The 13,611-nt window shown below is 63.4% G+C and carries 11 protein-coding genes; 3 read left to right on the top strand and 8 right to left on the bottom strand.

The features are described 5' to 3' along the window. Nucleotides 1-26: 26 nt before the first annotated feature. The 4 genes from ARUE_RS17815 to ARUE_RS17800 form a co-directional block, all read right to left on the bottom strand. A complete protein-coding gene (locus tag ARUE_RS17815) occupies nucleotides 27-785 on the bottom strand; it encodes a glycosyltransferase family 2 protein (protein WP_014922732.1) in 759 nt (252 codons plus the stop codon). 2 nt (nucleotides 786-787) lie between these two features. Continuing rightward, nucleotides 788-2,152 carry a bifunctional PIG-L family deacetylase/class I SAM-dependent methyltransferase gene (locus ARUE_RS17810; RefSeq protein WP_014922731.1) on the bottom strand — a complete coding sequence of 455 codons (1,365 nt, stop codon included), beginning with the start codon at nucleotides 2,150-2,152 and terminating at the stop codon, nucleotides 788-790. Beyond that, nucleotides 2,146-3,231, bottom strand: coding sequence for an acyl-CoA dehydrogenase family protein (locus ARUE_RS17805; RefSeq protein WP_014922730.1), 1,086 nt, complete (start codon nucleotides 3,229-3,231; stop codon nucleotides 2,146-2,148). Before ARUE_RS17805 ends, ARUE_RS17810 begins: the two co-directional genes overlap by 7 nt. A 103-nt stretch (nucleotides 3,232-3,334) precedes the next feature. Beyond that, a complete protein-coding gene (locus tag ARUE_RS17800) occupies nucleotides 3,335-3,712 on the bottom strand; it encodes an FG-GAP repeat domain-containing protein (RefSeq protein ID WP_043470661.1) in 378 nt (125 codons plus the stop codon). A gap of 106 nt (nucleotides 3,713-3,818) precedes the next feature. On the opposite strand from ARUE_RS17800, the gene ARUE_RS17795 reads away from it, so the two are divergent. Next, nucleotides 3,819-6,101, top strand: coding sequence for a SulP family inorganic anion transporter (locus ARUE_RS17795; RefSeq protein WP_014922728.1), 2,283 nt, complete (start codon nucleotides 3,819-3,821; stop codon nucleotides 6,099-6,101). 237 nt (nucleotides 6,102-6,338) lie between these two features. Continuing rightward, nucleotides 6,339-6,935 (top strand): DnaJ family domain-containing protein, encoded by a 597-nt coding sequence (locus ARUE_RS17790; RefSeq protein ID WP_014922727.1) that lies wholly within the window; start codon nucleotides 6,339-6,341, stop codon nucleotides 6,933-6,935. Between the two features lie 68 nt (nucleotides 6,936-7,003). Here ARUE_RS17790 and ARUE_RS17785 read toward each other — a convergent pair whose 3' ends face one another. Together ARUE_RS17785 and ARUE_RS17780 are read right to left on the bottom strand one after the other, a co-directional pair. Continuing rightward, nucleotides 7,004-8,329 (bottom strand): ammonium transporter, encoded by a 1,326-nt coding sequence (locus ARUE_RS17785; RefSeq protein WP_187329899.1) that lies wholly within the window; start codon nucleotides 8,327-8,329, stop codon nucleotides 7,004-7,006. A 174-nt stretch (nucleotides 8,330-8,503) separates the two neighbouring features. Beyond that, nucleotides 8,504-9,745 (bottom strand): MFS transporter, encoded by a 1,242-nt coding sequence (locus ARUE_RS17780; protein WP_502691394.1) that lies wholly within the window; start codon nucleotides 9,743-9,745, stop codon nucleotides 8,504-8,506. Nucleotides 9,746-9,895: 150 nt separating this feature from the next. Here ARUE_RS17780 and ARUE_RS17775 point away from each other — a divergent pair, with 150 nt between their 5' ends. Beyond that, nucleotides 9,896-10,627 carry a glutamine amidotransferase gene (locus tag ARUE_RS17775; protein WP_011776038.1) on the top strand — a complete coding sequence of 244 codons (732 nt, stop codon included), beginning with the start codon at nucleotides 9,896-9,898 and terminating at the stop codon, nucleotides 10,625-10,627. 148 nt (nucleotides 10,628-10,775) lie between these two features. Here the strand turns inward: ARUE_RS17775 and ARUE_RS17770 are convergent, their stop codons facing one another. Beyond that, complete coding sequence (locus tag ARUE_RS17770) at nucleotides 10,776-12,965, bottom strand: transglycosylase domain-containing protein (RefSeq protein ID WP_014922723.1); 2,190 nt, start codon at nucleotides 12,963-12,965, stop codon at nucleotides 10,776-10,778. A 107-nt stretch (nucleotides 12,966-13,072) separates the two neighbouring features. After that, nucleotides 13,073-13,573 (bottom strand): sensor histidine kinase, encoded by a 501-nt coding sequence (locus tag ARUE_RS17765; RefSeq protein WP_167532112.1) that lies wholly within the window; start codon nucleotides 13,571-13,573, stop codon nucleotides 13,073-13,075. Between the last annotated feature and the right edge of the window lie 38 nt (nucleotides 13,574-13,611).

Here is a 13,611-nt window from a genome sequence, read left to right as displayed (position 1 = left end):
CCGGCAAGTGCTGGCCGCTGGCAGGGTTAGCCACTTGCAGGATTTGGGAGCCCGGCAGTCGGAAGCTCCGCTGCGAGGGAGCGAAGATACGCGGCGAATCCTTCCGGCGCGCGGGCATATGTCCGGCCCGAGGTCACAACACGGATAGTGTCCGTGGCGGTGACTGCGAAACCGTGGCGGCGGAGCCGTTCCACCAGGACGCGGTCCTCGTGGGCGCGGAGCCCAGGGAAGCCGCCCGCACTGAGATAGGCCGAAGCGCGGATGCCCAGATTGGCACCGTAGATGTGCTGGTGGTCCTCCCGGAAGGGGTGGAGTTCCAGCCATCGTCGATGAATGGCCGGGTCCATGTCCGCCGGGTCGGGCTCCACGGATCCAAGGATGGCGTCCGCTCCCATGGCGGCCAGTTCCACTTGCCGTGTCAGCCAATGTGGCGGGACGGCCGAATCGGCATCGGTGGTGGCAAGCCAGATACTGGCGGTCCCGTCAACATCAAGGCATTCCAGTGCGGTGCGGAAACCCAGGTCACGGCAGGCACCCGTGCTCCGCAGCTCCACGTCCACCACGCTGAAGCGCGCGTCGCCGGCAACATGCGCGGCGGTGATCTCAGCCGAGTTGTCGGTGCAATGGTCCAGAACCACCACGATCTTGACTGCCATGTCCCGGTAGTCCCGCTGCAGCACGTCCGCTGCAGCCTTCAGCGCGAGCAGGGCTTTGCCGATGTGCTGGTCTTCGTTGTGGGCGGGCATCACTACCGCCACGCTCTTGATCTCCCGCTGTCCAGGCATGGCTATTGCGTCCCGTCCGGGGCAAGAAGAACCTCCAGCATGAAGTCCTTCTCGCGGTAGAGTCCGTGCGTTGGCCAGCCGAGTTGGCTGCGGGCCATCGCATGGACGCCGTCGGCATCCAGCTGCCAGCCGGAGATGGGGTGCCGCCAATGGCACAGGAGCAACGTGCCGCCGGGCCGGGTGGACGCTTCAATCCGAGCCAGTAATTCGCCGAGCTCATCCGGTGAGAGGTAGTAGCCCGTCTCGGACAACACCACCAGATCAAATGTTCCCTCAGGCCACTCGCCGGGCATGGTCAGGTGCCGGGTATGCGCACCCGGAATTCGTGAAAGCCGCTCAGCTGCCTGGGCGAGTGCTGCGCTGCTGGCGTCCACTCCCAGGAACCGCTGGCAGCGCTGCGCGAGCTCCTCACAGAGGGTGCCGATGGAGCAACCCAGTTCCAGGCCGGATGCATACGATTCCTCCGGTAGGGCTGCAAGCGTCAGCGCTCGCTTGCGTCGCTCGTACCAGCTGGTGGTGTAGCTCCAAGGGTCATCTGCTCCGGCATGAACCTCATCAAAGATGCGCTCCGCGTCCGCGGCGCTGTTGGTGCCGGCCTTGGAAGGATGCCAAGCGAAGGTTTCCCATGGCCTGGCGAAGTGCTCCAGGAAAGTGTCCGAAAGGAGTGTCTCATCACCGGGCTGATCGGAAAGCGGCTCCGTTTGCGAGGCGTGGGCGCCCATGGCCTTCGTCTTGGCCCGTTGCTGCTCCGGGCTAAGCGGCACCCGTACCCACGACTCCCACGTCGCGTCTTCCGGACCGGCCCATAACCAGTACCAGATGGGGTATTCCAAGAGACCGTGGCCGCCCTGCATCGCGACCTCCGCGGCGACGGCGCCAAGAGTGTCATGGTCCGTGTGCCCGTCGTGGCGGTAGGGGGCCACGATTGTCACTTCCTCGTCAGGCCGCCCGATCTCGGCAATCGTTGCCTGTATGGCCTCAGCAATGCTCTCCCTGCTGGCCGCCAGTTTCCCGTCCGGGAGCTCCAAGAAGCGCCACGTGGCGTTGGGAGCCAGCCCGGACACTGCCGTTCCGAACTCTCTGAGCCTGACAGCGGCAAGCTGTTCCGGCGTCGTGGTTTGCGAGTCCGGGTGCGACGCTTCGCCTGCCGTGCACAGCAGAACCTCCACTGCCGCTCCGGCGGCATGAAGTTTGGCCAGGAAGCCGCCGGCACCCAGGGTTTCGTCGTCAGGGTGCGCGGCCAGCACCACAAAGGCCGTGGCCGCGAGCTCTTCTGCGCTCAGCGGCAGCTCCGGCAACGCCGCAACTCCGCTGGTAGCCCATTCCGACTCCGACGTGCCGGTGTCCGTGTGCGAGAAAGCTACCATCCGCGGTCCCCTTTCAGAGCCAGTGCACCCAGTTGGGCATCGTCCCGCATGGCGTGATGCTGCCTGATGTACAGAGACAGGTCCGCCATGCGCTTGCCATACGCTTCGTCGAAAGCCAGCGGCCCGGGGCCCAGGTTCTGCGTCACCAAGGTTTGGACACGCTCGACGGCGGCGGCAACAGTTCCGCGGACACGGAGGGCCTCGCTCCAGGCGCTCGGGCTGCCCTCGTCAGAGCCCTCCAGCTCGCCGGCGTCGATGCGTTCAGCTGTCTGTGCGAGGTAGCTGGTGGTTGAGCTGATGATCCGGTCAATTTCGCCTAAGTGAGCCAGTGCCACTTGGTCGGGTTCGCGACCGTTGGCCGCGGCCTTGGAAAGTGCGGTGGCATAATCGCGAGCCACTGCGGTGGCGCCGCCGAACCAACAGGCAGCCACACCCATCCCACCCCAAGCGAAGCCCGGACGCTTGAAATACCAGCTTCCTTGGTTCACGGGCTGTGCCGCGACTTGGTCAAAGTGGACTGTTCCGCTGGGGATTTCCTTCAGCCCCCGGCTGGTCCACACTGGCGTTTCGCAGGAGACCCCTGCGTCCTTCAGGTTCACGGCGAAGGCAGACCTGCTGCCGTCTTCTGCGTGGGCGGTGATCACGGCGCCGTCCAGCTGCGCGGCGAGTGAGCACCACGGCTTGGATCCGTTGAGGACGTAGGAGCCGTCAGCGGTGCGCTTGGCCTCGAGCTTCATTCCGGGGCCTTCCGCTGCGAAGACTCCCCATGTTCCTTCGTGTTCGCCGTCAGCCCCGGCTTGAACTCCGGCTTGGGCGAGGATCGCGAGAGCGTCGAGGTGCGGTTCGAGTACCCGCCCGGCGGCGACGTCCACGGCTGTCACGGAGGCCAACAGTTCCCACAGCTTGGCGGTGTTTCCCTCGCCTGGCTTTGGGGCAGTCCGTCCGATGTCCTCGGCTATGGTCAGCAAAGTAGGCACGTCGCCCACTGATGCCCGCACTTTTTCGAGCACGGGTTCCAGTGCTTGCAGCTGCGCGGGTTCGGAACTGAGGCGTACGGGCTGGGCTTCGGAATAGCTCATGATGCCAAGCCTAAACTAAGGAACCTTAGGTTATGTGTGCGTAAACCAAACGAACGACGGCGGGAGGTTCCCGCCGTCGTTCGCTTTGCTTTGTTTTGCGGTGCTAGATGATCAGGTTCATGGCGTTCCAGCCGGAGCCGACCAGGCCGCGGGGGAGCCAGCCTCCTTGGCCGTTGCTGGGGTAGAGCCAGAGGGCACCCCCAGCGTCGCGGGCCAGGAGGTCCACGTTGCCGTCGCTGTTGAAGTCACCGGGGCCCACGATTGCGGTCATGGCGTTCCAGCCGTTACCCACTGTGCCAGGACCAAAGAAACCGGCAGAGGTGCCGCAGGGATACGGCGTGGCGTAACCGGTGTACAAACGCAAGGACCCGGCTCCGGAAGTGGACGACGGCGGGAGGTCCCACCCGGAGCCGACAGCCGCGGGGGAGCTCCAGGCCCCAACGTGCGCCACCCCCGCCAAAGTTCCCATTGGTCCCAACATGAAGCGCACCTTCACAGCTTTTGTCACGCTTGTCACATCTTGTTGTCATTAACGGTGACAAGTTCCGTAGCTTGGAAGGGTCAGCAGTCCCGAGCTAGGAGAACCCATGCCGCAGCCCAATCAATCCGCCACAGTTCCCACCGACTCCCACAGCCCGCCGGGAAAGACGCCCACCTTCCTCAGCAACCTTGGCGCAGACCTCCCCGCGTCACTTGTCGTCTTCCTTGTCGCTCTACCGCTTTCCCTCGGCATCGCCGCAGCCTCAGGTGCTCCCGTCATGGCCGGTCTCATTGCCGCAGCCGTCGGCGGCATTGTCGCAGGCACCCTGGGTGGCTCCCCACTGCAGGTGAGCGGCCCGGCCGCCGGACTGACCGTCGTCGTTGCCGGTCTTGTAGACGAGTTCGGCTGGCAGGTGACGTGCGCCATCACGGCTGCTGCCGGCGTCGTGCAGCTACTCATGGGTGTCAGCCGCATAGGCCGGGCGGCCCTGGCAGTGTCGCCAGTGGTGGTCAAGGCGATGCTTGCCGGCATCGGCATCACCATCATCCTGCAGCAGATACACGTGCTGCTCGGCGGTCAGGCCGCTGGATCGGCCATCGAAAACCTCACTGCGCTTCCTGCAGCAATTACCAACGTTGAGCTCCACTCGGCGCTCCTGGGCCTGGCAGTCGTCGCAATTCTGCTGACGTGGAAGTTCCTCCCCGCGGCAGTCCGGAAGATCCCCGGGCCGCTTGCTGCCGTCGTCGCGGTTACGGCACTATCTGTTGCCGTAGCGCCGGGCGTTGAGCGCATCAGCTTCAGCGGATCCATCTTCGACGCCATCGCCCTCCCAAGCCTGCCCGAGGGCAATTGGCGCGCGGCCGCCATGGCCGTCATCACGGTGGCCCTGATCGCGAGCATCGAGTCACTTTTGTCAGCCGTTGCCGTGGACAAAATGGGCGGCTCGCGCACCAACCTCAACCGCGAACTCGTCGGCCAGGGCTCCGCGAACGTCGTTTCCGGCATGCTTGGCGGCCTGCCCGTCACGGGTGTGATTGTCCGCAGCGCAACCAACGTTGAAGCCGGAGCCGCAAGCCGCACATCGGCCATCCTGCACGGCGTCTGGGTTCTGGTGTTTTCTGCACTCTTTGCCGGCCTTATCCAACTGATCCCGTTGTCGGTTCTGGCTGGCCTGCTGTTGGTCATTGGTGCGAAACTCATCAAAGTCGCCGACATCCGGACCAGTCTCCGCACCGGCGATCTCCTGGTCTACAGCGTCACGCTGGTGTGCGTCGTGGTCCTCAACCTGCTCGAAGGCGTCATTATTGGCCTCGCACTTGCTGCTCTCTGCGTGCTCTGGCGTGTGCTCCGCGCACAGATCCACGCGCATGCTCCCTCTGCTGAAGCGCTGCCGTGGCGCGTCACCATCGCCGGCTCGTGCAGTTTCTTCGCGCTGCCCCGGCTCAACCGCGTCCTCCACTCCGTGCCCGAAGGCCAGGACGTCGTGGTGGAACTCAACGCCGACTACCTCGATCACGCCTTCCGCGAAGCCTTGGTCGCGTGGCAGAAGCAGCAACGGAATTCCGGCGCCTCCGTGATCCTTGAGGAGCACGGCACCACTGCCTTCAGTGACGCCGAGGACAACACGCCACAGCGCCAGGATCCGCGCGAGTTCCCGCTGCCGCCCCGTACTTCATGGCAGTCGCTTTCTGCGCGGGTCAACCAGGCGGATGATGACGACGACGGCGGGCAGCCGCCGCTGCGGTCCATCCTCCTTGGCATCGACAAGTATCACCGGCGGCACGCAGAAAAAGTCCGGCCGTTGGTTCAGGACCTCACCGACGGTCAGAACCCCGACACTCTGTTCGTTGCATGTGTGGACTCCCGGGTGAACCCCAACCTGATCACCAGCAGTGGACCGGGCGATCTCCTCACGCTCCGAAACATCGGCAACGTGGTGTGCAATGACGGGCGCGATGCCTCGATCGACTCCGCACTGTCCTTCGCCGTCAAGGGCTTGTCCGTGGACTCGATCGTGATCTGCGGCCACTCCAACTGCGGCGCGATGAAGGCCGTCATTGCCGATGCTGAGGGGGCTTCGCCTGACATGGGCGACGGTTTCGATGAGTGGCTGGAACACGCGCGGCCGAGCTACTCTGCCCTGCTGGCCGGTCACCCGGTGGCCATTGCTGCCTCCGCTGAGGGCTACAGCCGCCTCGATCAGCTGAGCATGGTGAACGTTGCCCTCCAACTCCGGAAGCTGGAACAACACCCGGTCACCGGCCCGGTCCTGGCTTCCGGCCAGGTGCAGGCCACTGGCTTGTTCTATGACATCTGCACGGCGCGCGTTGTCTTGGTGACGCCGGAAGGCATCGAGCAACTGGATCCGAGCATGGCAGTCCGTTCCTGATTCCGCCGGTGGGCGGCCACCACCCACTTTGAGCTGCATTCAGCCCCGAGACGCCCCTCAGACGGCGTGTCGGGGCTGCTGCAGTTTCGTAGTGGGTGGTGGCGGTACGTGCGCAGCCGCGGGTTTCAACCAACGAGCGCCGGGGTACGGGGATTAACGTCAGCAACGTGCGGAATACTGGATTCGGAACCACGATTTCCGGCAGGCGAGGCTGCCGTGTGAGGAGGTGGCGGGAACGTGAACGCCGAGAACAACGCGTTCAGGCGGAAGCTCGAGCGGGGTGCGGAACTGCGGGCAGTCCGGTCTTGGGGCGGAAATGCCGAGGAAGACGCGGAGCTTGAGGCCGCGGATGCCGAAGAACGCGAGAAACGCCGAAAGGTAGACGACGCCGCCCGCGTTGAGTACCTCATCCGGGACGCCATGAACCAGGGAAAGTTCGACAACCTGAAGTACGCCGGCAAGCCAATTCCCGGCTTGGGGGAGCACTACGACCCCGATTGGTGGGTCAAGGGTCTCATTCAGCGCGAACGGCTCAGCGGGATCGGTCCGCCCGCCATTTTGCTGCGGATCGAGGACTCGGAGCTCGACGCCAAGCTGGATCAGCAGTACACGGACAAACAAGTCCGGGACATCCTTGAGGACTTCAACAAGCGCGTGATCGAGGCCCGTCGGCAGCTACAAGGCGGCCCGCCCGTGATCACCAAGCTCCGCGACGTGGACGCCGAGGTGGAAAAGTGGCGGGAGCGTAGGGCCGCAGCTGCACCTCCCGAGCCGGAGCCCGAGTCTCCGGGCAAACGAACGTGGTGGCAGCGGATCTGGAACGGCTCCGGGTGAGGGGCACAAACAGCGGACGACGGCGGAACCCAAGTTCCGCCGTCGTCTGCTGTTGTGCGTTGGGGTCTTTAGGCGAAGCTGTCTTCCTTGGCTTCGGGGGCGGCTGCAGCCGGCTTCCGGCTGATGAGGGCCGACAGGTGGGCGTGCTGCTGGCGGAAGTGGCCGTGGGCGGTGAGGCCGAACTCGTAAGCGGACTCGGCGTGCTGGGTGAGGTCTACACCAGTGACTTCGTGCTCCAACGGGACGCGGAATCCTATGGTCTTGTGAATCGCACGGCCGATGAGCAACGTGCCCACACCGGAGAGGGCGATGGTTACTAACACGGCAACCGTCTGGGCTACGAGCTGCTGCGGGCCACCGCCGTAGAGGAGGCCGCCAGCCGTGCCGTCGGTGGGGAAGGCGATGAAGCCCAAGGACAGTGTGCCGATGACGCCGGCGCCGAAGTGCACGCCCACCACGTCCAGGGAGTCGTCGAAACCGAACCTGTACTTCAGGTCAACGAACACTGCGCAGGCGGCGCCGGCTACCAGGCCCAGGCCGAGAGCTGCAACAGGGCTGATGTTGGCGCAGGAAGGGGTGATCGCCACCAGACCGGCCACGACGCCGGATGCCGCACCCAGGGAGGTGGGGTGTCCGTGGCGGATCTTCTCGACAACGAGCCAGCTGAGCATTGCAGCCGCCGGTGTCACCAAGGTGTTGACCCAGATGAGGCCGGCCTGCTCTGCCGTGGTTGCTGCACCGCCGTTGAAACCGAACCAACCGAACCAGAGGATGGCCGCGCCGATCATGATGAACGGGACGTTGTGCGGGCGGTGGTTGGGGTCTTTGGCGAATCCGTGACGCTTTCCCACGATCAATGCGAGGACGAAAGCGGCGGTTCCGGAACTGACCTCAACCACTGCGCCTCCGGCGAAGTCGATGACCTGTCCGAAGATGTCCGTCAGCGCACCGCCTGCGCTCATGAGGCCACCGCCCCAGATCATGTACGCCAAGGGGCAGTAAACCACGGTCACCCAGATGGGTACGAACAGTGCCCAGGCGCCGAACTTGGCGCGGTCGGCGATGGCACCGCTGATGAGGGCAACGGTGATGATGGCGAACGTGGCCGCGAAGCCTGCCTTGATGAGATCGGGGGATCCCATCAGGTCCTGCAGGCCGAAGTGTGCAAAGGGGTTGCCGAACAGGCCGAGGAAGCCGTCGCCGGTGGTCATCGAGTAGCCCCACAGAACCCACACCACACCAACGATGCCGGCCGAGATGAAGCTCATCATGATCATGTTGAGCGCAGCCTTGGCGCGGGTCATGCCACCGTAGAACAGGCCGAGGCCGGGGGTCATGAACAGCACCATTGCCGCCGACAACATCATCCAGACGTGTTGCGCAGAGATCTCCACCTGCGTTCCCTTCTCATTGAGCCTGTCCGAAACGGGGCCGTTGTTCCCGGCCCACGCCAACCCCCCGATCAATATTCGGTGAGCTATGTTTCCGACTCAGAAGAGCTAAGTTGCAGCTAAGTTACAGAAATCCCTCGTTCGTGAAGATCACGTCACTGCCATGTTTCAGGAATGTTAACGACGCTTCTCGCGTGGCCCGGCGGGGTAGCCTCCGCGACGGCTGGCGATGATGATGACCAAGGCGATCGCTGTGGGCAAGGCGGCGGCCAACGGGACCAGCTGGGCACCTACTGTGGTGAGGGCAAGAGCTCCATAGACAGCCCCCACAGCTATACCCAACTGAATGGTCACCACGGTGAGGCCGTTGGCAGCATCCTTGTGCTCACCACCAGCACGGAGGATCGCGGCCTGGTTGTAGATGCCCACCGCACCGAAAGCGATGCCCCACAGCGTCATCAGTCCAAAAGCCCCCACCCAGGTGCCGCCGAGCGCAGGCAGCAGGGCGAACGCAAGCGTCAAGAGTCCGACGGCGGCAATCACCGAGGTGCGTGGGCGCGAGTCAGCTGTCATGCCCGCAATCCAGATACCTACCAGGCTGGCGATTCCCACCACGGAGAGGGAGATGCTGGTGGCGGATTCCGGTAATCCGGACGCGAGAAGGAACGGGGCTACATAGGTGAACAGTGTGAAGTGGGCCAGCAACAAGAGTGGCCAAGCGACGGCCACAGCAATCACGCCCGGCAGTTTCATGGCTGCGCGCAGGGAGGGAGTCTTCTGGCTGGCCTGGTCATGCGCGCCCGGGAGAAGCCAGAAGGCCATCACTGCCAGGAGTGCACCGACTCCGGCAAGGACCATGAACGAAGCCCGCCACGTCATGAGTGAACCCATGAGAGTTCCGATAGGAGCGCCCACCGCCAGTGCAATGCTGGTGCCGCTGAACACAACAGCCATGGCCTTGCCCACCGAATAAGCGGGAACGATACGTGCCACGTAGGGTGCCATGCTGGACCACAGCATGCCGTGCGCGATACCGCCAAGGAGGCGTGCCCCGATCGCCCAACCCAACGTGGGGCTGAGCGCGAGGAGCACATTGCTCAGGGCAAACGCCAGAACAGTGGCGATCAGCAGCGTCTTGCGGGGCACTCTTCCGGCCAGAAATCGGGAGAGCGGCAGGGCCGTGAAGACGATGATGGCAGCGTAGACCGCAGTCAGCGAGCCCACAGCCGACTCGTCCACACCGAGGTCCCGGCTGATTTGGGGAAGCAGGCCCGAGGGCAGCAATTCGGTGGTTACTGCGGTGAAACCCGCAGCCGCCAACACCAACAGTCCGCCCCACGGGATCTTCTTCGGCTGCTGCGTTTCAGCACGCGACGCCTCGGGTGATGGCGTTCCGACGACCACGGGGTCCTGCTTCAAAGATTTGCTCCTCTGGGATGAGTCATTGTTGTTTCATAGGGGTCCCTACAACGTTATGCAGCCACGGCGATGCAAGGGAGTCTCTGTCAGAAACCCCCTCCGCTAGCAACACACTTTGAACGCCAGCCATTCCTCACGCAGACTGGCCCTGTGAAGCCCTTTTTATTGCTGGCCACCCGCGCCGAAGAAGCCGCAGCCGATGACGAGTACCTGGCCTATCTCCGGTACTGCGGACTGAAACCGGAGGAACTGGTCCGTATTCGGCTGGAATCAGCGCCATTGCCGCCCCTCGACCTGTCCGATTATTCCGGCGTGATTGTCGGCGGCAGCCCTTATACCTCGAGCGATCCTGTGGAGGAGAAGAGTGCAGCCCAGATCCGGGTTGAGAAGGAACTCTCCGGGCTCCTGGACCGGATCGTGGCCGAGGACTTCCCGTTCTTTGGTGCTTGCTACGGCGTCGGCACACTGGGCGTGCACCAGGGCGCCGTTATTGATCGCCGCTTCGGAGAGCCGGTAGGAGCTACGGAGATCACGCTGACGGCCGAGGGAGAACGCGATCCCATGCTTCAGGGTGTCCCGCACACCTTTGAGGCTTTCGTCGGACACAAGGAAGCGTGCAGCCAACTTCCCGAACACGCTGTCCTCTTGGCCAGTTCAGCTGCGTGCCCGGTGCACATGTTCCGGATCAAGAACAACCTGTACGCCACGCAGTTCCACCCCGAACTGGATGCCGACGGACTCATCACGCGCATCAACATCTACAAAAACGCCGGATACTTCCCGCCCCACACAGCCGATGAACTCATCGAGACGGCACGCCGATCATCCGTGACCGAGCCCATGCGAGTACTGCGGAACTTCACGGAGCGCTACGCCCGCTAGCCCCCTCGAGTTGTGGGGCCTGCTTTGCGCGCTTTCGCGAAGGAATAGTGCGCAGATCGGGCCTCGCAAGGTGGGGTGGTTTGTTGTGGGGCCTGCTTTGCGCGCTTTCGCGAAGGAATAGTGCGCAGATCGGGCCTCGCAACCGGGGTCACCGGGCCGTCAGCTGCGGCGGCGCCGGAACGGTGGGCGCCGGGGACGGTGGTGGAGCCGGCGCCACGAAGGGCCCGCTCGGGTAGAGTGCCACGGCTTCCACCATGTAGTTGGCCCACTGCGGACCGGCGATCATGTACCCGTCCAAGGACTTGTAGAACTTGCCGTTGATGGTGACGTTCTGGCCCGCGCGCTGCTGTCCCGCCGTCGTGTCCCCGAAGAACGACGCCGTGGCGAGCGTGGTGGTGTAGCCGGCTACCCACGTGGCTCCGTTGTTGTTGGACGTGCCGGTCTTGGCGGCAACAGGGACCTTGGTGTGGACTTTGGGTTCGATCCACACGCCGGAACCCACCTTCATCACATCCTGAAGGACGGCATTCACGCCGCGGGCCACGGCCGGTTTCACGGCGTCCCGGCACTCCGGCGTTTGGGCTTCGTACTCCCTTCCCTGGAAATCGCTGACCTGGGTGATCGCGATGGGTTCGCAATATGTGCCGTCATTGGCAAACGTGGCGTAGGCGCTGGCCAAGACCAAGGGGGCAACACCAATGGAACCCAGGAGGTTGCCGATCTGGTGCATGTTCACCGGGGCGTTATCCAAACCGCTATGCAGTCCAACGGTGTCCACCATTTTCTGGATCCCGCAGAAGTCCAGTTGGGCCGCGGTGGCGAACGTGGCCGTGTTGATGGAGTTGTAGAGGCCGTAGTTGATGGGCATCGGCCGGTAGTAGCCGTCGTCGTTGTTTTGAAGGTCGTCGTCGGCCCCAAGGTTCTGGGCCTTTTGGGCGGTGCTGTAACCGCCAAGGACCTTGCCGCAGCTCGAACGCCACGGGAAACCTACCGGGTACACCCTGCGCGAGGCGTCAACCACGGCGGTGGGGTGCTTGCCCTCGTTGAGCCACTCAGCGTAGATGAACGGCTTCATGGTGGAGCCGGGCTGGAATCCTCCCGCACCGTTGAGGTCGTAGCCGTTCTCATCTTTGGCATCCACGTTGAAGTTCAGTTGGGTATCGTATTTTCCTTCCTGGGGTACGAACACCGTGTTTTGGGCCATCGCCAGGATCTTCCCGGTGCCAGGCTGCACTGTGGTCATCGCGGCGCCCCACTTGTCCGGGTTGGCTCCGGCGGATGCATCCACTTGTTGCTGGGCGAGGTTCTGAAGACGACTGTCAAGTGTGGTGGTGATGGTCAGGCCGCCGCGATAGAGAAGCCGTTCACGTTCCTCCACGGTTGAACCGTACGCCTCATTGTTCAGGATGAGATGGGAGACGTAGTCACAGAAGTACGTGGCAAACGATGTGCCCGCACAACCTTGCAGGGAAGGCGTGATGTTGAGCTCGATGGGCGTAGCCACCGCCACTCCGTGATCCACCGGTGTGATCTTGCCCTGTTCCAGCATCCGGTCCAGCACCAGATTGCGCCGCTTGAGCGCAGCTTCCGGATCGGCAATGGGGTCGTAGATGCTGGGTCCATTCACCAAACCGGCCAAGAGGGCCGCCTGGGGCAAGGTCAGGTCCATGGCGGAGGTGCTGAAGAAGTAACGGGACGCGGCCTCGATGCCGTAGGCGTTCCGGTTGAAAAACACAATGTTCAGGTAGCCCTCAAGGATCTGGTTCTTGCTGAAGCGCTTCTCCAGTTCCAGGGCAAGCTTGATTTCGCGCAATTTGTCGCCCACGGTCTTCTGGCCGCTGAGCACCACATCTTCCGGGCGCCCTTCGGACAGGCGTGACTCGTTGAGCACGTTGGTGACGTATTGCTGGGTCAGCGTGGAGGCGCCCTGACGGGTGCCCTGGGTCAAGTTGGAGCTGAGCGCCCGCAAGATGCCATGGGCATCCACACCAGTGTGCTCGTAGAAACGGCTGTCCTCGATCGCGATGATGGCCTCTCGGATGAACGGAGACATCTCCTCCAAAGGGACTTTCACCCGGTTCTCGGCGAAGAAGGTGGCAATGAGCGTGCCGTCTGCAGCGACCACGTTGCTGGAAAGTGAAGGGGAGTCGATGTCGAGTTCGGCCGGCAGGCTTTGATAGAACCCCACGGACCCGCCCAGCGTGGTACTGGTGAACGCAACCACGGGGGCAAGGAATCCTGTGATCAGCACCCCGCAGAGAGTGCTCACGAAGAAGAACCCGAAGACCCTCAAAAGGACCTTGCCCAGACCTGTCTTTGGACCCTTGTTCCGTGCCATTTTCGTGCCACTCCCTAGGGATGTCAGGCTGAAAAGTAGCTACAGAATACGTCCGCCAACGCTGTGGGGCTATGGTTTGGACGCCCAAATATGGTCCCAAATCGGACTCAATCCAGCGGTAGCGTAACCCTCACGCTGGTGCCCCGCCCAACGGCAGAGTCGATGTCAACTGTCCCGCCGGCGTCGTGGACTGCTATGGACATCAGCAGCAATCCGAAACCGTGCCGCCGGCCACTGGGGGCGGCGTGAATCTCGAATCCGCTGCCATCGTCCGTGATGGTGAGCTGGATGCCGTGGTAGACGGCGTTGAGCCGGACGGTGAGCTCGCTGGCGTTGGCGTAGTTGAGGGTGTTGCTGAAGGTCTCCTGAGCCACGTGATAGAGAAGGGCGGCGGCTGAGGAGGAGATCTCGATGCCGTGATGCGGTGTGTGCCAGTGCACCGTGACGCCCTCGCGCCGGAGCGGTGCAGCCAGCCGGTCGATGCATCCTGCGACACCCAGCGTGTAGAAATCCACGGGGTGTTGGTCCTGGATGATGCCTTTGACGGCTACCACCTCGGTTAGTGCTGATGCCTGTTCCATTGCTTCCCCCACATCGTTGTGTTTCATATCTGGAATTCGTTGCCGAAACCCCTTGGTATTGGTGC

Origin of the sequence: Arthrobacter sp. Rue61a, assembly GCF_000294695.2 — a bacterium.
Taxonomy (GTDB): Bacteria; Actinomycetota; Actinomycetes; order Actinomycetales; family Micrococcaceae; genus Arthrobacter; species Arthrobacter aurescens_A.
The sequence above is the reverse complement of the archived record's forward strand: the minus strand, read 5'-3'. Positions and strand labels throughout refer to the sequence as shown.